Origin of the sequence: Rossellomorea vietnamensis, from assembly GCF_008180615.1 — a bacterium.
GTDB classification, from domain to species: Bacteria; Bacillota; Bacilli; order Bacillales; family Bacillaceae_B; genus Rossellomorea; species Rossellomorea vietnamensis_D.
This window is the reverse complement of record NZ_VTEH01000008.1, coordinates 39114-60404: the sequence shown is the minus strand read 5'-3', so window position 1 is coordinate 60404 and position 21291 is coordinate 39114. Positions and strand designations below refer to the sequence as shown.

Sequence of the window (21291 nt, the reverse complement as noted above, 5' to 3'; positions counted from 1 at the left end):
AAATAGTGGCGATTAAATTCAGGAGAGATTGTTTTGTGATGGAAAAGTTTTTGAAATTCGCCCTTAATCAAGCCATAAAGTTTCGCCGATATCCAGCAATTTCAATTTTCTTTCATCCATATTCTTTCTTTCCCACTCAGCAAGCAGCCTTTCGCGTGCTTCGGGTCCTGTATCATCAGCAAGGCGGTAAGCCCCATAGTGCATAGGTATAAACAATTCACCATTCATTTCTGCGAAGGCTTTGACTGCATCTTCAGGGTTGATATGACTGTCCCTCATAAACCACTCCGGTTCATAGGCTCCAATCGGCATTAAAATGATTTGGGGCAAAAGTTTCTCAGCTATATCCTTGAATCCCCTGAAATATCCTGTATCCCCGACAAAGTAAATTGACTTTCCACTCGTGCCAGGATTCAATACCCAGCCTCCCCAATGAGAAGTATTGGTATCGGTAACCGTCCGTTTTGTCCAATGCTGGGCAGGGACAAAGTGCATCGTAACGCCCTGTTCATCGAAGGAATCCCACCAATTGGCTTCAATCACATTCTTATAACCCCGCCTTAAAAAAGCGGACCTCAGCCCATGTGGAACATAAAAGATTGGGTCGCCTTTCAGCTTTTTGATAGTGGCAAAATCCAAGTGATCATAATGTCCATGCGAAATTAAAACAATATCAATTTCAGGCATTTCCATCAAGTCAATGCCTGGGCTTGTTAATCTCTTTCCTGCCCCCATCCTTCTCGCCCATACGGGGTCAGTCAGGATATTTAAGCCATCTAATTGAACAAGGAATGTTGAGTGTCCTATCCAGGTTATGGAGTTCAGATTCCTATTGGACTGAAGCTTGTCCACTTCCTTCTCATCTATGTGCGGGATTTGGGTAACAAGGTCTTTTGTTTTAGCACGCCGCTCCTTCATCCACCTCATAAGTTCTTTAAATGTTTTTTTGTTGCTGACATCATCTAAATTCTCATATCGCTTTTTTGCCATAGTGATACCTCGATTTTTCTTTTCATTATACTTCACGAAATGGCATTTAGTACAAAAACAACCACAGAGAATCCTGGTACAATGAAGCAGACTTGTACCAAAAACTCTGTGGTTCTTTATTTAATGGAAGCCAGCACTTCCTTGTAATTACCTCTGAGGATTCCTTTCTCAGTAATGATGGCAGTAATATATTCATTCGGTGTCACGTCAAACGCCGGGTTATACACTCTCACCCCTTTTGCGGCGACTTCCACCCCGTTTATATGCGTAACTTCCTCTGAATTTCTTTCTTCAATCGGGATTTCAGTTCCCGTTTCTATGGCCAAATCGATTGTCGATAAAGGTGAGGCTACATAAAACGGGATATTGAATGCCCTTGCCAGGATTGCCAAACCGCGTGTACCGATTTTATTGGCGGTGTCCCCATTAGCTGCAATTCTATCGGCACCTACTATGATTGCGGTAATATTCTTTTCAGCAATCGTGTGGGCAGCCATATTATCGGTAATGAGAGTCACATCTATTCCGGCCTGCATTAGTTCCCATACTGTGAGACGGGAACCTTGGAGGACCGGTCTGGTTTCTGTTGCAAAGACCTTCAATTCTATTCCTTTTTCTTTAGAAATATAAAAGGGCGCCAGTGCTGTCCCGTATCTTGCAGTGGCAATCCCGCCTGCGTTGCAGTGAGTGAGGACCGCATCTCCATGGGTGAACAATCCTGCAGCATGTTCCCCGATAGACCGGCAGACTCTCTCATCTTCTGCTGCAATTGCCTTAGCCTCCTCGATAAGAAGAGATTGACCTTCTTCCACAGTGGCTGCTCCGGAAAATCGTTTGAGCAGCCTGGCAAGTGCCCATGCCAGATTTACAGCGGTTGGACGGGAACTTTCCAAATAGCTCCTTTTCTCTTCTAATTCATAGTAAAACCCAAGGAAATTTTCTTTTTCCTTAAAGGATTTTGCCCATAAAGCCAGCCCAAATGCAGCTGTTATTCCGATGGCGGGAGCTCCCCGGACCTTCAAAGAATGTATGCTCTCCCACACATCTTCTATAGTTGTAAGCTTAATGAATTCTGTTTTGTGCGGAAGTTTCCGCTGGTCCAAAAGGAGGATATAGTCTCCTTTCCATTGCACAGATCGTATAGTTGTTGTCCCGGTTGTCATGTTCTTCCCCCTTAATATAATGCAAGTTGGTCAGGTGTTTTGATGATTTTTCTCTGAAGAACCAATCTTCTTCCCAGATCAAGCGCCTCCGTTTTTGCTTTAATCCGTTGTGCAGTATCTTCTATTCCATCCAGGTCCGCAACGTGGGCCAAACCTATTGTACGGCGTATAATTTCACATCCTGCAAATCCGATTGAGTCTTCGAAAATTTCAGCTAGGATATGGTCAAGGTATCCGGCTATTGTGGAGTATGCCTCTTGATTATGGTCAAGCCAAAGCTTCGTAAATTCTGCTCTGAAAACGCTCCAAGTGTCTGATATAATGGCCAGCCTTGATGCCTGTTCTGCCTTCGTCCGAGAAAGGGCATTAAGAAGGATATTGGCAAAAAATTGGCCGATATCAAAACCGATGGGACCAAAGAAAGCAAACTCAGGATCAATGATCTTCGTCTCTGATTGTGTTACAAAGATGCTGCCTGTATGAAGGTCGCCATGCAGAAGGGCATCTGCCTGTGTCAAAAACTTTCTTTTCAATTTGCCTACTTCGAGTTTCAGTATGTGATCCTGCCACAAACCTTCTGCTTTTTCTCTGAGCTGATCTTCAAAATCGTTGCTGTCGCGGTCATAAAAAGGGTCCGTAAACACTAAATCCTCGGTGATTTTACAAAGTTCAGGGTTGATGAATTGACCGACAAGCTCTTTCTTTTCCCTTCCGTTCAAACCGAAATCTGAGGTGAAGAAAAGGGTTTTGGCAAGGTAAGCCCCCACATGGTTTGCCAGCAGCGGATACGTCGATCCTTCATTCAATCCTTTCCTCAAAATCTTGTAATCTGATAAATCTTCCATGATGGTCACGGCAAGCTCGCTATCTGTATAAAATACTTTTGGAACAGACTCTGGAGTGAACTCACTATATTTTTTCAAGGCGCTGCTTTCGATTTGGGCACGCTTCAGTGTCAGCGGCATGCTTTCACCAACCACCTTTGCGTAAGGAAGAGCCTGTTTGATAATAATTGATTTCCCATGAGATGTGCTGAGGATCCTGAAAACATAATTCAGGTTGCCGTCTCCAATCTCTGTGCTGACAAGTTCTTCGTTCTCTGAAAAGAACCCCAATGATTTTGCCAACAGCTTTGCACCATTTTCAGTTAAAGGGTAGTATCCCGTTTGTTTTGCAATTGCCAATTTATATTCCTCCTTGTTTACAAGGCTTTTCAGCATAGTAAAAAGCCCCTTTCATTCAGAAAGAGGCTTGAAGACATTAAAAGGCTTCGCACCTCTTATCTGCCAGAAAGTTTCCTTTCTGTTGGAAGTAGCACCGTGCTGCTAGGTTGAACCAGCGTTTATAAAAACGCTCCAGTATATACTGGTCACAGTCGGTTGCTGGGCTTCATCGGGCCAAATCCCTCCGCCTACTCTTGATAAGAGAATGTCGTATTTGATTTTTCTAAACATTTTTATTATTACTGATGAACATTAAACTAGGTTTGTGGTGAATTGTCAATAGTTTTTTTATGGTGTTCATTTATTTTTGAGGAGAAGTATCGTTGAGACCTCTCTTCATAATCAATACAGCTCCGGCCTTCTATCCTGAAAAATCGGGATTTGTTTCCTCACTTGTTTCACTTTATCTAAATCCAACTCGGAAACGATGACTTCTTCTCCTTCGCCAGCTTCGGCTATGATTTCCCCCCACGGATCGATGATCATCGAATGTCCGCCAAATTCATTATTGGGATCGCTTCCGCTCCGGTTACAGGCAACAACGTAGCATTGATTTTCGATTGCTCTTGCCAGCAGAAGTGTCCGCCAATGATTTACGCGCGCAAGCGGCCATTCAGCAGCGACATACAGTACTTCTGCCCCTCCCGCTGTATGGGTTCTCATCCATTCGGGAAATCGAATATCGTAACAAATGAACGCAGCTGAAGGAACACCTTCAATCGTGACTGCTCCGCTTGTGTTTCCTGCTGAGAGATAATGATGCTCATCCATCAGTTTGAACAGGTGGACCTTGCTGTACTCACCCAGGAGATTCCCGGATCTATCGAAAGAATACAGTGTATTGGTGATATTCTCACCGCTTTTTTTAGCGACAGAACCACCGACGATATTGATGCTGTATTTTTGTGCTAAGCCGGAGAGAAATTCGATTGACTCTTTCCCTTCATCATCCGAGATCTTATCCAGCCTTGTCAGGTCATAACCAGTTGTCCATAGCTCAGGAAGGACCACAACATCAAGCTTTTTTTCCTTCTCAAATAATTTCTGAAACTCCTGGGAAACATTTTTCCTGTTCTCTTCCGGTCTTCCATACTGTATATCAATCTGCAAGCATGCTATCCTTAAACCCATAATACCCCTCCTCGAAATATTCAAAAAATTGGCTGGACTTTTTTTCATTAACCATATAACATAAGCTACTAGAATTTCAAGAATCTTTCAAAAGGAGCGTCTTATGAAATCTTTTAAACAGTCCAAAACTTTAGAAAATCTTCCTCAGCAGTTTTTTGCGAAACTCGTTAAAGACGTAAATAAAGTGACGTCAGAAGGCCATAATGTGATCAATTTAGCACAGGGAAATCCTGATCAGCCCACTCCCGGGCATATTGTCCAATCTGCGCAAGAAGCTGTCGAGAATCCTCTGTTCCATAAGTATTCTCCTTTTCGCGGCTACCCTTTTTTCAAAGAAGCGGCTTCTGAATTTTATAAACGTGAATACAATGTAGATATTGATCCTGAAACCGAAGTAGCGGTACTGTTCGGCGGTAAAGCCGGTTTGATAGAAGTCAGCCAGTGCCTGCTTGATGAAGGAGATATCGCACTTGTGCCAGACCCGGGGTATCCTGATTATTGGTCTGGAATATCACTTGCCAAAGCGGAAATGGTCCCTATGCCTTTGCATGAAAAAAATGATTTCCTCCCTGATTATTCTCTCTTGGATAAAGGTTCATTAGCAGAAGCTAAACTGATGTTCTTGAACTATCCCAACAACCCTACCGGTGCTATTGCCACGGCTGACTTTTTCTCAGAAACAGTTGGGCTGGCAAAAGACAATGATTTCTGTGTCGTCCATGACCTCGCTTACGGGGCAATCGGGTTTGAAGGGGAGAAGCCACTAAGCTTTCTTCAAACGGAAGGTGCCAAGGATATTGGAATCGAGATTTATACTTTATCAAAGACATACAATATGGCAGGCTGGAGAGTAGGATTTGCTGTCGGTAACCCAAGTGTCATAGCGGCCTTGAATCTCCTGCAGGATCATCTTCACTGCAGCCTTTTCGGAGGGGTCCAAAAAGCTGCTGCCACCGCGCTGACATCCTCTCAGGAAAGTGTGAAAAACCTGGTCTCTTTGTATGAAAACCGACGGAATTTCTTGATGGAGCGGCTGCACGAAATCGGATGGGAAGCGCAAGCGCCAAAAGGGTCCTTCTTTGCATGGCTCCCTGTACCTGAGGGTTTTACTTCCGAGTCCTTCTTCAAAGTATTGCTGGAGGAAGCGCATGTTGCTGTCGCACCCGGTACTGGATTCGGCGAGTACGGCGAAGGGTATGTCAGAGTAGGCCTCCTGCAGGATGAGGAAATTCTGGGGGAAGCTGTAAGAAGGATTGGTGAGCTGGGGCTTTTCAAACAGTAGGCTCACTATCCTTTGCTGGGTTAGGATACTCTGATCTGTCCAGCCCTTTCTGATTCAGAATCGACAGATAACTCACAAAAAAATGTTTGACAACAATTGCAACACGTGTCATAATCCATTTTGAATTACAACAAAATTTATACTATTCCTATTCTTATCAAGAGCAGGCGGAGGGACTGGCCCGATGATGCCCGGCAACCGACTTTAGAGCACGGTGCTAATTCTTGCAGCATATTTGCTGAGAGATAAGAGTTTATTTTTTACTGTAAAAAATAAAACCTCTTCCTCAGCCGGAAGAGGTTTTTTGAGGTTTAGGAAATTATATAATCACCCTCTGTGGATAATTTGCAGCTATAAAATCCACATCCAGCTGCAGCGCCTAGCCCCTCGGGGTCAAATAACCCAAAGAGAATAAAAGGAAAGAGCACCTTTTTTTCTCTGAGGAACATTTGCCTGTCGGGGCTGATCAAGGCGCTTCCGCTTTTGATACGTCCAGCTGCAGCGCCTAGCCCCTCGGGGTCAAATAACCCTCAGAGAATAAAAGGAAAGAGCACCTTTTTTTCTCTGAGGAACATTTGCCTGTCGGGGCTGATCAAGGCGCTTCCGCTTTTGATCTTTGTACATAAGTTTTGAAAGGAGCATCATTTATGACAAGTGTAACCGCGTCTTATATTGTCCATGGTTCGATGGACAATTTGGAAAAGAAAGCTGAAGGTATTGCTCTTGGGCTCACAGTCGGGTCATGGACGGATCTTCCCCATCTCGAACAAAAGCAGCTTCAGCGCCATAAAGGCCGGGTTGTCTCGGTAGAGGCCCTGGCGGAAAATAAAGGGCTTATCAAAATTTATTATCCGGCAGCTAATTTCAGCACAGACCTCCCAGCCATTTTGACAACGGTATTTGGAAAACTGTCTCTTGATGGAAAAATCAAACTGGTGGAGCTGCAATTCTCTGATGAATTAAAGTCTGCTTTCCCAGGTCCTGCCTATGGGATCGATGGAATAAGGAGAATGCTCAATAAATACGATACACCGCTCTTGATGAGCATCTTCAAGAGTGTCATTGGAAAAGAACTCGATTACTTTTCAACGCAGCTTAGAGACCAGGCGCTTGGGGGCATCGATATAGTCAAAGATGATGAAATCCTGTTTGATAATCCTCTTACTCCCTTTACTAAAAGAATAGCAAAGGCAAAGAGTGTATTGGACGCTGTCTATGAGGAAACCGGCCATAGGACCATTTATGCTGTCAATCTTTCCGGAAAGACTTTTGACTTAAAAGATAAGGCAAAGCGTGCAAAAGAATCTGGAGCCGACCTTCTCCTCTTTAATGTGTTTGCCTACGGGCTGGATGTACTTCAGGCGATACGGGAAGACAATGAAATCGGACTACCGGTGATGGTGCATCCAGCAGTCAGCGGCGCGTTCACATCTTCCCCTTATTATGGTTTTTCTCACAGGCTGCTTTTAGGAAAGCTCCTTCGGTATGCAGGGGCTGATCTATCTCTCTTCCCATCACCTTACGGAAGCGTGGCGCTGGAAAAAGAATCAGCTTTAGGAATAGCGACAGAATTGACATCTGAAGATAACCGCATCAAGAAGGCGCTGCCAGTTCCTTCTGCCGGTATCCATCCAGGCTTGACCCCTCTGCTATACAGAGATTTTGGTATTGACTCTGTCATCAATGCAGGCGGCGGGATCCATGGTCATCCTCTTGGTGCAGCGGGCGGTGGAAAAGCGTTCAATCAGGCGATTCGTGCAGTAATGAGTGACATTCCGCTTGAACTGGCAGCAACTGACCACACTGAATTGAAACAGGCAATTGACCTATGGGGAGTGAGCGAGGCAACGGTATGAAAAAGTTGAAAATCTACTGTGATTTCGATGGAACCATTACGACAACGGATAATATTATCTCCTTAATGAAACAATTTGCACCATCTGAATGGATATCTATAAAAGATGATATCCTGGCACAAAAAATATCAATAAAAGAGGGTGTTGGCGAGATGTTCCGTCTTCTCCCCTCTTCCTCCAGGGAAAAACTGATTGAATACTTACTAGACACCCATCAGCTAAGGCCGGGGTTCATTGATTTTATAGAATGGAGCAATCAGAACAATATAGATTTAAAGATTGTCAGCGGCGGAATCGATTTCTTTGTGGAACCAATTTTGGAAGGAATCGTTCCAAATGAAAAAATCTTTTGTAATAGCTCTGATTTTTCAGGGGATACCATCAGAATCACTTGGCCATATTCTTGTGACGAGCACTGCAGTAATGAATGCGGCTGCTGTAAAACTAGCATCATTCGGAACGACTCTGAAAAAGGTGATTATATCATTGTTATTGGTGATTCAATTACGGATCTTGAAGGAGCCAAGATGGCAGACCTTGTCCTTGCATGTGATGATTTCCTTGCCGATCAATGTGAAGAATTGGGGTTGAATTACCTCTCTTTCGAAACTTTCGGTGAGGTAATATCCATTTTGAAAGAGATTAATAGAGAGGCTGGAATTTATGGGAAACTACCTTGCTAAGTGGAATGAATTAAGTGAAGTGAAAAGGGAGTTGGCCGGGCGGGATTGGTTTTATGGGACCAGCGGAAACTTGTCAATCAGGGTGAACTCCTCCCCGCTCACCTTTTTAGTGACAGCAAGCGGCAAAGATAAGCGAAAGACAACCTCAGAAGATTTTCTTTTGGTAGACCGGGATGGCAGCCCTGCAGAACAAACTCATTTAAAGCCTTCAGCTGAGACCTTGCTGCATTCTGAAATCTACGGAAGGACAAACGCAGGCTGCTCCCTCCACGTCCATACCGTCGATAACAATGTAATCTCCGAGCTCTACGGAGATGCGGGGAAAGTGGTTTTTAAAGGGCAGGAGATTATCAAAGCATTCGGTTTGTGGGAGGAAGATGCTGAACTTCATCTGTCTATAATTCCAAATCATGCTGATATTCCTCGTCTGGCGAGTGAGCTAACGCCTCACATTCAGGGAGACAGCGGAGCCGTTTTAATCCGTAATCACGGTATTACGGTATGGGCTGCAAATGCCTTTGAAGCAAAAAAACATTTAGAAGCATACGAGTTTCTATTTAATTATCATGTGAAACTACTGACTCTGCGCCAAGCTGCGCTTAACTAATAGGAGGAATCAGAATATGGCTGTTATTAAAGTGAGAAACACTAATGAAACAATTTCAGGTGAAGAAAACGTCCGTGAGTTTTTGGCGAAAGAAGAAGTTTTATATGAACATTGGGATATATCCAAACTTCCTGCAGAATTGCGGGACCGCTGCCAAATCACTGATGATGAAAAACAAACGATCATTGATACTTTTAAAAGTGAAATTGAATCACTGGCAGAACGCCGAGGTTATGGCAGCTGGGATGTAGTGGCATTATCAGAATCAACCCCCGGCATTGAAGAGCTTCTGAAAAAATTCGAACAGGTGCATACCCACACTGAAGATGAAGTCCGCGCCATTACGGCAGGACACGGAATTTTCATCATTAAAGGAAGCGATGAGACAGGATATTTCGATGTTGAATTGGAGCCTGGAGATGTCATCTCAGTTCCTGAAGGTAATCCTCATTTCTTTACACTGATGGAGGATAAACAAGTAGTGGCGGTCCGCCTGTTTATTGAATCTGAAGGCTGGGTAGCTCATCCGTATAAAGATCCTGAATTTTTACAATCTTAAATTGTATTATGGCCGGCGGATTAATGATCCGCCGGTTTTTATTTGGTAGTCTTGAAAACCCCTGGCTATGCCGTGGCGTTCCAGAGAGCATATAGCGTGGTATTGAACACCCTCTTTCTAAGAAAAAGCCGTTTATTTTTCACTACATGCCATTCCAGCAGGATGGGAGGTATCCTTGCTGGTTGGCATTAATAAAGCCTAAACTAAGCGGAGTTTTTCCGGTTAAGCTTAAGAATGGCATGTGATTTAGAGGATATAAGCGGAATTTTTCCGCTTAAGCACAGCGAAACGAACTATTTTCGCACTCTTTTATACAAATAAGCGGAATTTCTCCGCTTATTCCCCACGTTTTTTCAATCTGAATAAATAGCCATAGAAAATCATTCTTTGGGCCTTTTAGGCTGAGGCTGGTAAGGAAGGCTTCCAGCCGCAGAGCAAACCACCAGTTTAAATTGGTGGTTTTGTTATAGAGACCCTTAAATTGCGAATTCAACAGCGCAAAGGCTTCCAGAACCGTTAAAGACCCCCAAAATCTAAATTATGTAAATAAAAGAAGTTTCCAGCCACCAATCGGCTCTTTTAAAAACCAAATAAAGCTCGCTTGAGACCCTAAAACCACCATCATTGAGATAGTTGGGTCTCTAAGAGCACTCATAAGTCCACTTGCTCTCATTATTTAGTGTGGATGGGTCTCTTATCTAAATCACTGCTTAAAAAAGCCAGCAGATTAGTCTGCTGGCTTTAAAATCAAAACGTCTTACCTAATTCTTTCGCACGGGCAATTCCATCTTCCTTAATTTCCTGTGCTTTTTCAGGCATCGCATTGTGGCCTTCGATGAACAACCCTTCAAAGGATGGAACTCCAAAGAATTGCATGATTATGTCCAGATAGCGATGGCCCATTTCCATTTGTGCTGCAGGGCCCTCTGAGTAGATTCCGCCTCGTGCCTGTATATGCAATGCTTTTTTATCAGTAAGCAATCCGATTGGTCCCTCGGCTGTATATTTGAAAGCCTTACCTGCAACTGCCACAGAATCAATATAAGCCTTCATGACAGGCGGGAATGAAAAGTTCCAAAGAGGTGTAACAAAAACATATTTATCGGCTGAAACGAATTGTTCACTTAATTCAGACAGCCTTCCCACTTTTGCCTTTTCCTCCTGAGAAAGCTCTTCAAAACCTGATCCTTTTTGAAGTTTCCCCCATCCTGCAAAAACATCCACATCAATTTGCGGGATATCCTCCGTGTAAAGATCAAGATGAATGACCTCGTCCGATGGATTGGACCCTTTATACGACTCCAGGAATGCTTTTCCGGCAGCCATGCTGAACGACTGCGTATCATCATGCGGGTGTGCTGTAATGTATAATACCTTTGCCATACTGATCTTCCCTTCTAAGTAACTTGACACTTTAGTTTTACTTTTTATGTATTCGTTTATTCACCCATCCAATAGGCATTGACGGAACAGAAAATATTTACCCGGATATACAAACATTAATCATGCATTTTCTAAAACCGAACTATAGTCATATAAGGCATTCAATTTATCCATAGTATAGGTAATCAAGACTATCAGGTACAAAGTAGGGTGGAGCACAGCATTTAGCAAAAGGCTTGATTTCTAATTGGTACTTATGTTCTGCCGGTTAATTGGCTGCCAGGTAATTATTATTCTGCGATGAACTAAGGTTTCCGCAGCCCTTCATATGTGAACTAAGAACCAGCCTGAATATTTTGGTGCATTAAAAAAAGCTGACTCATCGCCAGCTTCTTAATGATAATCTTATTCCTGGCCATTTACCTCATATGGGTTTCCGCCAAGGTTTTTGCGTCCTTCAGGAGTTAAGACGAAAGGTTGTTCGCTTTGAGCAGTATTTACTGCCTCTGTTTCATTTCTTAGTGTTCCATCATAATGCAAGGGCTTGTTATCCATGAGAAATTCCTCCTGATAAAATAGTTGTATGTAGTGTCACCCCTATCATACCATCTTACACATGATTTTCCAGGAAATTATGGGGTTTTTTAAGAGGCCTCTGCCGGTTGTTTTTTGACCGAAGTTGATTTTTCACCAAAAACAAGTAAGAAATAAACAGCACCGATGAAATAGATGCAGCCTGTTATGGCAAAAACAATAGAATATCCCCAATAAGACCCGTAGGCTGCTACAATGTATGTAGATACCGGCCCCATCGTTGCCCAGCCGATTGAAAAAGCCATTTGGCTTAGGGAATTTGCAATTCCTTTTTTGTCATCCGGAACTTTCCTCATCATAAGAGCCATCTGTATGGGATTTCCTGCGTTCATAAGTGCCTGCCTGAATAAGAATCCAACTACTGCTAAATACAGGTTTGTCGTGATTCCGGTCAAAATCAAGAATGGCAGGGACAATAACTGAAGCAGCACTACTGCCTTTACTTCACCGATTTTATTGACAACCGCGGGGCCAATAATCATCGCGATTGCTGTTGCACCCTGACCTAAAGATAGAATAAAGCCAATTGCAGAGTGAGAGGTTTGAAAGCGGTCGGCAAAATAAAGGTTGAGATAAGGCACAACAAGACCCGACCCGATACCGATGATGAGCTGAGCACCAACAAAAAGGAATACCAGTTTCCACTGCTTCCCTTTTCCTTTCCACTGACTCTTCTCCACAATCTTCTTTGGCTGTTTTCGCACAGACTCCTTCATTTTTAGAATCGGCAGTATTCCTGCCAAGTAAAGAAAACTACCCAAAATTAGTGTCAGGCGAAGACTGGTAAGTGAATCAATCCCGAAAAGAGATAGAAAGTCGGATAATAGCCCGCCAAAAAGATTGCCGATGACATTCGCAGCCATCATGATGGCGAAATGCATGCTGAATAAGTGCACTCTTTCTTTTTCAGTGGAGTTTTCGGCAAGCCAAGGTATCATTGAAACTTGAATGAAGGCCATGAATGCCCCGCTTCCAAATGCCAATATAATAAGAGTGGTTTCTCCTTCAAAGAAAGAACGTCCAAGTAGAGTGAGAGCTGCCAATGCTGCTCCTAATGCCATAACCCTCTTTCTTCCCCATAAATCGCTTAAGAAGCCGGCGGGCACAAGGAAAATCGCCTGTGCCAGTGCAGTCATAGCAATAACGTTTCCATTTGTGAGCTCACTGTACCCTAGATCCCTCAGATACAGATTATAAAGGGTCATAAAGATCCCGAGGCCTATCTGTGAAAATAAATTAGCCGCAATGGCCAATTTGACGTTACGGTTATAGCTCTTATAATTAGTCCTGCACTCCAGAATATATGCTTTCATTGAAATTTCTCCGTCTCTATTCTTATTTATCCTTTTTTTAGGGTGTGTTAAAGACTCCTGTTGTTTTAAATTGGTATGTTGACTTCCATTCCAGGTGTACGACTCCAGTCAACATTTGCGGAGGAACTGAGAATCCAATATAGACTGGCATATTAACTAACAGAGCCTTTTAAAAAATGCTGTTTTGGCATATATTGTGGCTTTTGGAAAAATCCTAAGAGCCGGATTTTTCCCCGTATACTAAAGGTTCTCTCTAAATCGCGGAGAACGGCTCTTTTCTTTTCAAATTTCCAGGTTATTCATGTGAATTATGGTTATTTTTTGGGAATTAGTATCAAATAGCAACAAAGTTTACGAAAAGAGCCTTTAAAAAAGAAAGTATAAGATTTTCCGATGGAAAATTAGACAGAGTTTTTGAATCCAGCTCCAGCGCCTAGCCCCTCGGGGTCAAATAACCTCAGGAGAATAATGGAAAGAGCACCTTTTTTCTCCTGAGAACATTTGCCTGTCGGGGCTGATCAAGGCGCTTGCGCTTTTTTGTGCAATCCAGCTCCAGCGCCTAGCCCCTCGGGGTCAAATAACCTCAGGAGAATAAAAGGAAAGAGCACCTTTTTTTCTCCGGAGAACATTTGCCTGTCGGGGCTGATCAAGGCGCTTGCGCTTTTTTATAATAAAACATTATTTCGGGAATAGAAACAATTTTTTTGAAGGATTCCCATTTTTTTAAAAAAACAGGGTATATAATTACCGGCGATATCACATAATCAAGCCGGTTTTAACAGATACTACCGCAGAAAATGTAAGGAGGATGTCTATGAAGAAAATGCCAATGACCTCTGTGGCAAGCGGAATGGGGATCGAAGTACTACCGGATCTCTATCATTATACTGTGCAAATTGTCAATATAGCTTTTATCGGAAACCCAAGTGTGAGCAATGAATTTATATTAGTTGATGCAGGAATGCCTGATTCACATGAAATGATCATTAAAGCTGCTCAGGAACGTTTTGGTGATGATTGTGTTTGTAAAGCAATCATCCTCACCCATGGACACTTTGACCATGTGGGAGCTCTTGAAGGTTTATTGAAAAAATGGGATGTGCCAGTTTACGCCCACTTAATGGAAAAGCCTTACCTCTCTGGAGAAAGCAATTACCCGCCTCCGAATACTGAGGAGTCTGGGCTGGTTGCGAAAATGTCCACTACGTTTCCGCGCCATAGTATTGATATTTCTGCCAACCTCCATCTTCTACCTGAAGATGGTTCAATCCCTGTTCTCCCCGATTGGAGGTATGTCCATACACCTGGACATACACCAGGACACATATCTTTGTTCAGGGAGAACGACAAAGCTTTAATAGCTGGTGATGCCTTCATTAATGTGGAGCAGGAAAAGCTTTATGATGTCCTGACGCAAAAACAGGAAATCCATGGTCCTCCGCAATATTTCACAATGGATTGGCATGCTTCTTGGAATTCGGTTAAAACTCTCACTGAGCTGCAGCCTTCTGTGGCGGTCGTCGGGCATGGCCTTCCGGTTGCAGATGATGAGCTTGTCACCAACCTTGAACGTCTTTCAAGAGACTTTGGTGAAACAGAAATACCAGAGAATAAAAAATAGTATTTCACTCTAAAATCTCTTGAAAGATAATCTGGTTACCACTCACATTCAGTATCAAAAAGGAAGCACGGAGTAACCTCCGCGCTTCCTTTGTTTTGTTAAAGCATCCACGTGAAAAAGGACTGTCCCTCTTAGTGGTCTAACACATTAAACCTAAATGCAGGGCTTACTGTCCGATAATATAACGATAAATCCATAAAACAATAGCTGGCTTGTAAATTGAATACTATATTGAATTGCTCTGAGATCCATCCTCATTATAAACAGCTGCAGCAAATAAGGCGATTTTCATCATTTTCTCCAGGTCGATCGTTTCCAAGAAGGAGGGTTTCGCACCAAAAGTGGAAGCGCCATGGTCAGGCCCGACAGGCAAATGTTCACAAGAGAAAAAAGGCGGTCTTTCCTTTTATTCTCTTGGGGTTATTTGACCCCGAGGGACTAGGCGCTGGAACTAGACGTAACCCTGCAGTTCTCTGCCAGCCAGTCTTTCTATCATCTCTTGCTGTTTCTCTACAATGGTCTGCAAAGAAAAAATCATCGATTCATGAGACTTCAACGTATCCCTCATCCTTAAGAATGTCATCTCTGCTGAAGAATCTTCTCTAAAATTCACACCTATCACTCCCTTCCTTCTATACTATGTTCTATTACTTTGGAGTGAATAGACAATTACTAGAAAAAATAGTGGAAGTTGAATTACGCTTCTTTACTTGTGCAAAAACATTTAAGAAAAGAGTCTAGAAAAACAATGAAGCTGTGTTATCATCCTTCATTCTTTTCTTTTGTTAATTTGATGATTTTAGAAAAAACCCATAGTAACAGTGTCACGACTATAACGGGGGTGAAAATAATCAAGTAAAGCAGGATGCTTTCAAACAGAGGTCTCTCCCGCTCCCCTTCACTATTGCTGCTTATATCAGTGGCTGCAATAAGAGACTGACTATTCGTAAAGCCTGCCGCTTCAATATTCAGCGAAGCATCGAAATCAGGAGTGAAATACAGAGAGGTCACCACAATGAAAAACAGCAGAGTACATTTTATAATAGATCTTGGCTTCATAAGCTGTGCTCCTTTCAATTAGAGAGTAGATTTATCAGGTTGGATAGGCACAAGTTCAGTCTTGCTAAATAGGATGTAAAGGAAGTTAGAAAAATGATGATGCTGAAAGGAAGGTATTACTTCGTGAAAAATATGTATCCCTATATAGTGTCAGGTATGAACACAAGTTCTATACCATCATCACAAGTAAACATAAATAGTAATCATTATCACACTCCAGAAATGTATGCCGACCAAGGAGTTTATTATGGCGGCATAGATGAATACAGATTGAATCCTTTGCAGATGTCTGGTATCGATGAAGATGCCTTAACATCTATGGACCTTTCAGATTACTATGGAAGTCAACAGGGAATGAACCCATTTGATATGTACGGAAGTCAGCAGGGAATGAACCCATCCGATATGTACGGCATGCAGCAGGGAATGAACCCAACTGATATGTACGGAGGCCAGCAGGGAATGAACCCATCCGATATGTACGGCATGCAGCAGGGAATGAAYCCAWCYGATATGTACGGCACGCAGCAGGGAATGAATCCATCCGATATGTACGGCATGCAGCAGGGAATGAACCCAACTGATATGGACGGAATGCAGCAGGGAGTAAACCCATCCGATATGTACGGCATGCAGCAGGGAATGAATCCGAGTGATATGTATGGAAGTCAGCAAGGAATGACCCCATCCGAAATGTATGGCATGCAGCAAGGGATGAATCCATCCGATATGTATGGAAGTCAGCAGGGAATGAACCCTTCTCAACAGAATCAGATGACAACCATGAACTCCTACCCTATGAATGGCGCTACAGTGAGCAATGGTACCGGCCAATTTCAAGGTGGAATGGGAGTCGGTCCCTATCAATCTTATGGGCAGCAAAGTGGAGGAGGTTTCGCTCCCCCAACTATGCAAGGTGCTGGCAATTCGGGATATGGTCCTGGTATTCCATATGGACCGTATCAAGCAGGACCATCGCAAGGAGCTGCCGGACAGCCATTTATGGGAGGCGGTCCCTCTCAAGGGTTTGGTATGCCCGGCTCTTTCGGTATGAACCCAGGTATGCCTAGAAGATTCTTTTGGTGATGAAAAGCAGAGCAAATCCTTGCTCTGCTTTTTTGTATGTGATTATATTCAAATTTATCAAGGACAGAGCCTTCTAAATTCAATGCTCAGAAAGTCCTTGAATTTCTCTTATCTAAAAATGGCAAACTTCAAATTTATTGCCGTCTGGATCACTGAAAGAAAAAAACGTAACGGTTCCGTCTTGTTCAAGTGAACCCACCTCAACCCCCAGGCCCTTTAACTTTAACTGAGTTTCTTCAATCGCTTCGGAAAAAAGTATAGGTTTCACTGCTGAAGCTCCTGTTTTTCCCTCAATAATGGTGATAGGCGTTTCCCCCTGTCCCACTTTGAAAACGACATGGTTTCCTCCATCGAAAACTTCTTCCAGTTCCAATGTTTCCTGATACCATTTCCTAGCATCATCTAAATTTTTTACATTCAATATGACTGTGTCTATTCTAGAAAACATTCTTAAATCCCCTTTCGTCACTTTCAATAGGGTGTTTTTCCTTCTTTGAACATGGTTAAACCGGACTGCTTGAAAGTCATAGAAATCTTCATTCAGCATTCAGCTATAAAATAAATTTAGTAAAAAAGCTACTTAAACAAAGACAAGTTTCCTACTATTTCTTTGGCTTCAGGCTTGGGCATCGGGGGCAGGGCGACGACGGTCAAAGAACCAGAAGCAATTTCTGTTCTCAGACTGTCATGGACATAGTAATAGCCTTTCTCCGCTAATTTTTCTAAATCTTTCTGTCTTCCTCTTAGAACAATTTTGGTCATTCCGGTTTGATACCATAAGATAAAGTCATCTCGTAAGTCCGGAAATACAGACGAATCCGAAAGAAGGTCAATCGTACTGATGGTTGCTGCATGAGCCGTTTGCGCTCCAATTTTTCCAGCTGACATATTTAATTCTTTATTTACGACGAAATATTGAACAATCTCGCTTTTAATCATACCAATCCTCCTCATGGCTGGGTAAAATGAACTTTTTAAAAAGTGAAAGAGGCTTAAGAGAAGCGTGATACATTTCACTGACTATACACAAACGATGTCCATGGATGGTACGATGATGATATATTGTCCACCATGTCCCAAAGCAAAGTGATAGAGGTTTTGATAGTGGAGATCAGGTTTTTTTCATCAATTTTGGAGGTCTATCAATGGTAACCGTAATATCCAATATGTTCATATGTTAGAAAGCGGGGCTTGAGAGATTCTGCTATCCAGGACTCAGAAATGTGCCTCCGCCCATCCACTACTCCGTTATGTGAAAATAGCTTCCCAAATTTAAGCATGTCTTCTAATGTCATCCTCATCCCATCAGGTCGCCTGTTCACTCCCTTGTTGTCATTGTGCCATATGATATTTTTCATAGCTAAGGATTAAATAATTCTCTCCGGGCAAATTGAAATGCTGTTTCTCCGGCTGCCTCCTGCAGGATACAGGTTAGGAGGTGAGAACAGCCAGAGTAGTAACTCATACTTTTACCAGGCGGTTGTGTCAACTCACGTTTCAATACAAAGTGTACCGTATCCCCCTCCCTGCATCATTGACGCAAAACCATTCCATTCCTCCCATTCAGAAAAGTGAAATCCAGCTGTCATAGTTAATAAATGATAGATGGTCAACTCATCTTTCTTAGAATCTTTAGCAGGCTCATTTCTCGTGGGAAGTAATCCATAATCGGCTGATGTATATCTTTCAGTTATCCTTTGTCAAAAGCGATTCCATACAGGGCAGACAGGAGGCTTTTTGTACAGGAATTGATTTTGTGGTGTTTCCCTGCAATTTTTCGATTTTTATAGTATTGAAATACGACCTTATTTTTCTTTGAAACAACACAGCCTAGAATCTTATCCTTTGCTAGTTGTTTAGTTAAGGTTTCGCTTGTATTCACAAGGGGGCTCCCCCTTCCCCACTATATTGGACTATATTTCCTATAAATACTATACTTGGTAACCGATATTCTTGGAAAGCAAAATTAGTAAATAAATTTCAAGGAATTAAACTCTCTTATTTATTGAAGAAATGTCTAATACTAGATTTGCAAATAGCAGGCCTTGAGTCTCTTGTTTAACAGGATTTTCCCGGTTTATTATGGGCCTATTTTGGGTAACTACTATCAAATAGCTACAAAGTTTACGAAATTTACCTTACGAAAAACAGCCAATGAAAAGAACCGAAGAGGTGTTATCTTCGGTTACGTTTCTCGTTTCTTCAGCAAGTTCAGTTCTTTGTAGATAGAGACGATTTCATCTTTTTTCATCCTTACGAGTCCGCTGGATGAGGGAGCAACGAAATCGACCACACCATCCACGACAGACTTCTCCTGTACGCCCCAATCTATCTTTCGTTTTTGTGAAAATTGTTGATACACCCCTTTCCCGACATAGCAGGCTATTCTAGGTGCGTTTAATTGCAGCTTTTTTTTGAGAATGCCCCTTCCCTCGCTGTACTCCTCTTTGGTTATGTCAGCAGCTTCTTTTGTCGGCCGCTCCACGATATTTGTCAGTCCATACCCCAATTCCATTAAGGTCGAATCTTCCTGTGGTGCGTATTGCCTTGGAGTCAGCCCAGAAAGATGGAGGATTTTCCAGAATCGATTACTGCGATTTGCATAGTTATGGCCGATTTCCCCGGATTTAAGGCTCGGATTGAAACCGATAAACACAATATCAAGATTCTTCTGTAAATGATCCGGTAATGGCTGCATCCTCTTCCTCCTTTCAATGCTTCAACGCTTTAGAGCGCAAAAAGGGACTGTCCCTTTAAATGCTTGGCTGTATTCCCATACATTGTTGCTTTCGAATATCCCCGTATACTAAGGGTTTCTCTTATATTCTGAGATAGCAGTTCTCTTCTTTTCCTGTTTACTAGGTTATTCTGGTGAATTATTGTATTTTTTCAGAATTAGTCTAAAATAAAAACAAAGTTTACGAAAGAGCCTAATGTTTTAAAGTTCTAAGACTTACTTTTTATAGCTTCCCAGGATGAATTTCAGGTTATCGTGATCTAATTTCAACTGCTTCTTGCCGGCTCTTTTTAGCAAGGAGAGCGTATTATGGCAAGGGAAATGAAGTTCCCGTGTAAAATAGTGCTTGAATATACCGAGTGCTTCATTCAATGAATTCTCAAGGTCGCTCAACTTGTCCTTTTGAGAGAAAGGAACCAGCTCTAGATTTGGGAACTCCAGCACTTCTTTCACGACTTGAAAAATCTCTTTCTGTTTAAGAGGGGACGGATCCGTAATGTTATAAATCTTTCCATTTTCCCCAAGTGTCAATGCTTCCTTTAATACACCAGCTACATAATCAACGGGGACGAGATTCATCCTCAATTCCTTTTCTCCAAGAAAACGGTAAATGTTATCTTCCCATCCATCCTTCTTTGACACTTTCCGCTTGAGCAGTGAAGCTGCTTTCAGCAAGCCATATACACCAAAGGTGGTGTCTGCTTCACCTGTTCTAGAATCCCCGATAATGATGGATGGCCTAAGGATGACGACCTCCATTCTGTCCTTAAAGGAATGCACTAGATGTTCCGCATGATTTTTTGATTCTTCATAGTGGTTCACAAACCTTCTTTCGGAACTGTACAGCTCTTCTTTTCCCGCTGTTTCCATTCCTACTGTATAGGCTGTGCTCACATAAAGAAATCTTCTGCATTCAATTTTCTCTGAGAATTCCAATGCCCTCCTGGTTCCTTCCAGGTTGACATCAAAGGTCTCCTTATGCTGTTCAGGGTCAAAAGAAAGGTAGGCTGCCATATGATAAATGGCCTCAACTTTCCCTTTCAAATTCTCGGCTTCTTTCATGTCCAGCCCAAGCAGACTTGAGCTTAAATCTCCTATCACACAGTTTACGTTTTTTCTGAAAGCAGGTGGGATTTCGTTAATAAACATATTTGCTTTTTTTTCGTTCCTGCAAAGGACATACAATCTGTGGTCGTCATTTAATAATTCTTCCGTTAATTTTTTGCCTACAAAACCCGTGGCTCCGGTTAAAAAAATATTCAATTACTATCCCTCATTTCTATTAGCTATTTTACCGTATAGAAAGGAAAAGAAACAAATGCTTGTATCCAATCGTCTTTATAATTGGCTCTTTTCGTAAACTTTGCTGCTTTTTGATACTAATTCCGAAGAAATATCAATCTCAAGAAGAAAAAAATACAAAAAATCGAAGTCACTTTCCTAAAAGGTTGTTGCTTTGAATACTATTTTACCTCCTCCTAATTTTCACTTAGAAGGATTGTAGTCGCACGCCTGGAGCGAAAATCCATTAATTTTAAAATAGCCACAATCTTTGCAAAAACAGCCTTTTAATTTTACTGAAGGTCCTTCCCTCCCGTACATAATCAGTAGTAAGTTTGAAAAGATTATTATGGAAAGGAGGTTGTTCACTATGACAAATAAAAATGATAACCGAGAACGGAAAAACAAATATCCAAGAAATAAAGCTTTCAATGAAGATTTTGCAAAGGATGCGGCCATTCGAAGTGATATAACCCAGCAGGACATCAAAAACAAATTAAAATGATATCAAAACTCCCCTGTCCCCAAGGATCAGGGGTGTTTATTTGGTTTTTAGAAAAAAAGTGATTTTAAAAATGTTTATAAATAAAAAAGGTTTTTCCTGCCAATTAACGAATTCTATATATATAAAGGAAGCATTCCGTTATAATGGAACAATCGAAGAAATTTCCATGATCGGACAAAGGATATGAAGCTGGAGTCCACACGTGGGTTTGGAGTGTC

22 protein-coding genes and 2 riboswitches are annotated in these 21291 nt (G+C 42.2%); of the genes, 8 read left to right on the top strand and 14 right to left on the bottom strand.

Translation table 11 applies throughout. The annotated features are described in order from the left end of the window. Positions 1-63 precede the first annotated feature (63 nt). From FZC79_RS11905 to FZC79_RS11890, 4 genes are all read right to left on the bottom strand, one after another. On the bottom strand, positions 64-990 hold the full coding sequence (locus tag FZC79_RS11905; RefSeq protein WP_148947018.1) for an MBL fold metallo-hydrolase: 927 nt from the start codon (positions 988-990) through the stop codon (positions 64-66). Positions 991-1106: 116 nt separating this feature from the next. After that, a complete protein-coding gene (mtnA, locus tag FZC79_RS11900; protein ID WP_148947017.1) occupies positions 1107-2153 on the bottom strand; it encodes an S-methyl-5-thioribose-1-phosphate isomerase in 1047 nt (348 codons plus the stop codon). Between the two features lie 11 nt (positions 2154-2164). Continuing rightward, positions 2165-3337, bottom strand: a complete 1173-nt coding sequence (mtnK, locus tag FZC79_RS11895) for an S-methyl-5-thioribose kinase (RefSeq protein ID WP_148947016.1) — start codon at positions 3335-3337, stop codon at positions 2165-2167. 92 nt (positions 3338-3429) lie between these two features. Continuing rightward, positions 3430-3580: riboswitch (SAM riboswitch) on the bottom strand. Positions 3581-3718: 138 nt separating this feature from the next. Beyond that, positions 3719-4507, bottom strand: a complete 789-nt coding sequence (locus FZC79_RS11890) for a carbon-nitrogen family hydrolase (protein ID WP_148947015.1) — start codon at positions 4505-4507, stop codon at positions 3719-3721. Positions 4508-4610: 103 nt separating this feature from the next. Here FZC79_RS11890 and FZC79_RS11885 point away from each other — a divergent pair, with 103 nt between their 5' ends. From FZC79_RS11885 to FZC79_RS11855, 5 genes are all read left to right on the top strand, one after another. After that, positions 4611-5789, top strand: a complete 1179-nt coding sequence (locus FZC79_RS11885; RefSeq protein ID WP_148947014.1) for a pyridoxal phosphate-dependent aminotransferase — start codon at positions 4611-4613, stop codon at positions 5787-5789. Between the two features lie 151 nt (positions 5790-5940). Continuing rightward, positions 5941-6041: riboswitch (SAM riboswitch) on the top strand. 395 nt (positions 6042-6436) lie between these two features. After that, the gene (locus FZC79_RS11870) at positions 6437-7645 is read left to right on the top strand and encodes a 2,3-diketo-5-methylthiopentyl-1-phosphate enolase (protein ID WP_148947013.1); all 1209 of its coding nucleotides are present in this window, start codon (positions 6437-6439) and stop codon (positions 7643-7645) included. After that, positions 7642-8328: a 2-hydroxy-3-keto-5-methylthiopentenyl-1-phosphate phosphatase gene (locus FZC79_RS11865; protein WP_148947012.1), complete on the top strand. Its 687-nt coding sequence runs from the start codon at positions 7642-7644 to the stop codon at positions 8326-8328. Before FZC79_RS11870 ends, FZC79_RS11865 begins: the two co-directional genes overlap by 4 nt. After that, positions 8309-8935 (top strand): methylthioribulose 1-phosphate dehydratase, encoded by a 627-nt coding sequence (locus tag FZC79_RS11860; RefSeq protein ID WP_148947011.1) that lies wholly within the window; start codon positions 8309-8311, stop codon positions 8933-8935. The genes FZC79_RS11865 and FZC79_RS11860 overlap by 20 nt, the downstream gene beginning before the upstream one ends. Positions 8936-8951: 16 nt before the next feature. Then, a complete protein-coding gene (locus FZC79_RS11855) occupies positions 8952-9494 on the top strand; it encodes a 1,2-dihydroxy-3-keto-5-methylthiopentene dioxygenase (protein WP_148947010.1) in 543 nt (180 codons plus the stop codon). A 747-nt stretch (positions 9495-10241) separates the two neighbouring features. Here FZC79_RS11855 and FZC79_RS11850 read toward each other — a convergent pair. From FZC79_RS11850 to FZC79_RS11845, 3 genes are all read right to left on the bottom strand, one after another. After that, positions 10242-10877 (bottom strand): FMN-dependent NADH-azoreductase, encoded by a 636-nt coding sequence (locus tag FZC79_RS11850; RefSeq protein WP_148947009.1) that lies wholly within the window; start codon positions 10875-10877, stop codon positions 10242-10244. Between the two features lie 405 nt (positions 10878-11282). Next, entirely contained in the window at positions 11283-11432 is a 150-nt protein-coding gene (locus tag FZC79_RS23150; RefSeq protein WP_187442753.1) for a hypothetical protein, read from the bottom strand. Positions 11433-11521: 89 nt separating this feature from the next. After that, on the bottom strand, positions 11522-12784 hold the full coding sequence (locus FZC79_RS11845) for an MFS transporter (RefSeq protein WP_148947008.1): 1263 nt from the start codon (positions 12782-12784) through the stop codon (positions 11522-11524). Between the two features lie 814 nt (positions 12785-13598). On the opposite strand from FZC79_RS11845, the gene FZC79_RS11840 reads away from it, so the two are divergent. Then, the gene (locus FZC79_RS11840; protein WP_148947007.1) at positions 13599-14405 is read left to right on the top strand and encodes an MBL fold metallo-hydrolase; all 807 of its coding nucleotides are present in this window, start codon (positions 13599-13601) and stop codon (positions 14403-14405) included. A 451-nt stretch (positions 14406-14856) separates the two neighbouring features. Here FZC79_RS11840 and FZC79_RS23145 read toward each other — a convergent pair whose 3' ends face one another. Both FZC79_RS23145 and FZC79_RS11835 read right to left on the bottom strand, forming a co-directional pair. After that, on the bottom strand, positions 14857-15018 hold the full coding sequence (locus FZC79_RS23145; protein ID WP_187442752.1) for a hypothetical protein: 162 nt from the start codon (positions 15016-15018) through the stop codon (positions 14857-14859). A 149-nt stretch (positions 15019-15167) separates the two neighbouring features. After that, a complete protein-coding gene (locus tag FZC79_RS11835; protein ID WP_148947006.1) occupies positions 15168-15464 on the bottom strand; it encodes a hypothetical protein in 297 nt (98 codons plus the stop codon). Positions 15465-15557: 93 nt separating this feature from the next. On the opposite strand from FZC79_RS11835, the gene FZC79_RS11830 reads away from it, so the two are divergent. Next, complete coding sequence (locus FZC79_RS11830) at positions 15558-16550, top strand: hypothetical protein (protein ID WP_148947005.1); 993 nt, start codon at positions 15558-15560, stop codon at positions 16548-16550. A gap of 112 nt (positions 16551-16662) precedes the next feature. On the opposite strand, the gene FZC79_RS11825 is transcribed toward FZC79_RS11830, so the two are convergent. The 5 genes from FZC79_RS11825 to FZC79_RS11805 all read right to left on the bottom strand — a co-directional run bounded on the left by FZC79_RS11825 (position 16663) and on the right by FZC79_RS11805 (position 20550). Continuing rightward, the gene (locus FZC79_RS11825) at positions 16663-16998 is read right to left on the bottom strand and encodes a VOC family protein (protein ID WP_187442751.1); all 336 of its coding nucleotides are present in this window, start codon (positions 16996-16998) and stop codon (positions 16663-16665) included. Positions 16999-17126: 128 nt separating this feature from the next. Continuing rightward, entirely contained in the window at positions 17127-17489 is a 363-nt protein-coding gene (locus FZC79_RS11820; RefSeq protein WP_148947003.1) for an aminoacyl-tRNA hydrolase, read from the bottom strand. Between the two features lie 751 nt (positions 17490-18240). Then, on the bottom strand, positions 18241-18432 hold the full coding sequence (locus tag FZC79_RS11815) for a hypothetical protein (protein WP_148947002.1): 192 nt from the start codon (positions 18430-18432) through the stop codon (positions 18241-18243). 303 nt (positions 18433-18735) lie between these two features. Beyond that, a complete protein-coding gene (locus FZC79_RS11810) occupies positions 18736-19248 on the bottom strand; it encodes a mismatch-specific DNA-glycosylase (protein WP_148947001.1) in 513 nt (170 codons plus the stop codon). Positions 19249-19503: 255 nt separating this feature from the next. Next, a complete protein-coding gene (locus FZC79_RS11805; RefSeq protein ID WP_148947000.1) occupies positions 19504-20550 on the bottom strand; it encodes an SDR family oxidoreductase in 1047 nt (348 codons plus the stop codon). 388 nt (positions 20551-20938) lie between these two features. On the opposite strand from FZC79_RS11805, the gene FZC79_RS23850 reads away from it, so the two are divergent. After that, on the top strand, positions 20939-21073 hold the full coding sequence (locus FZC79_RS23850) for a hypothetical protein (protein WP_262372150.1): 135 nt from the start codon (positions 20939-20941) through the stop codon (positions 21071-21073). Positions 21074-21291 lie beyond the last annotated feature (218 nt).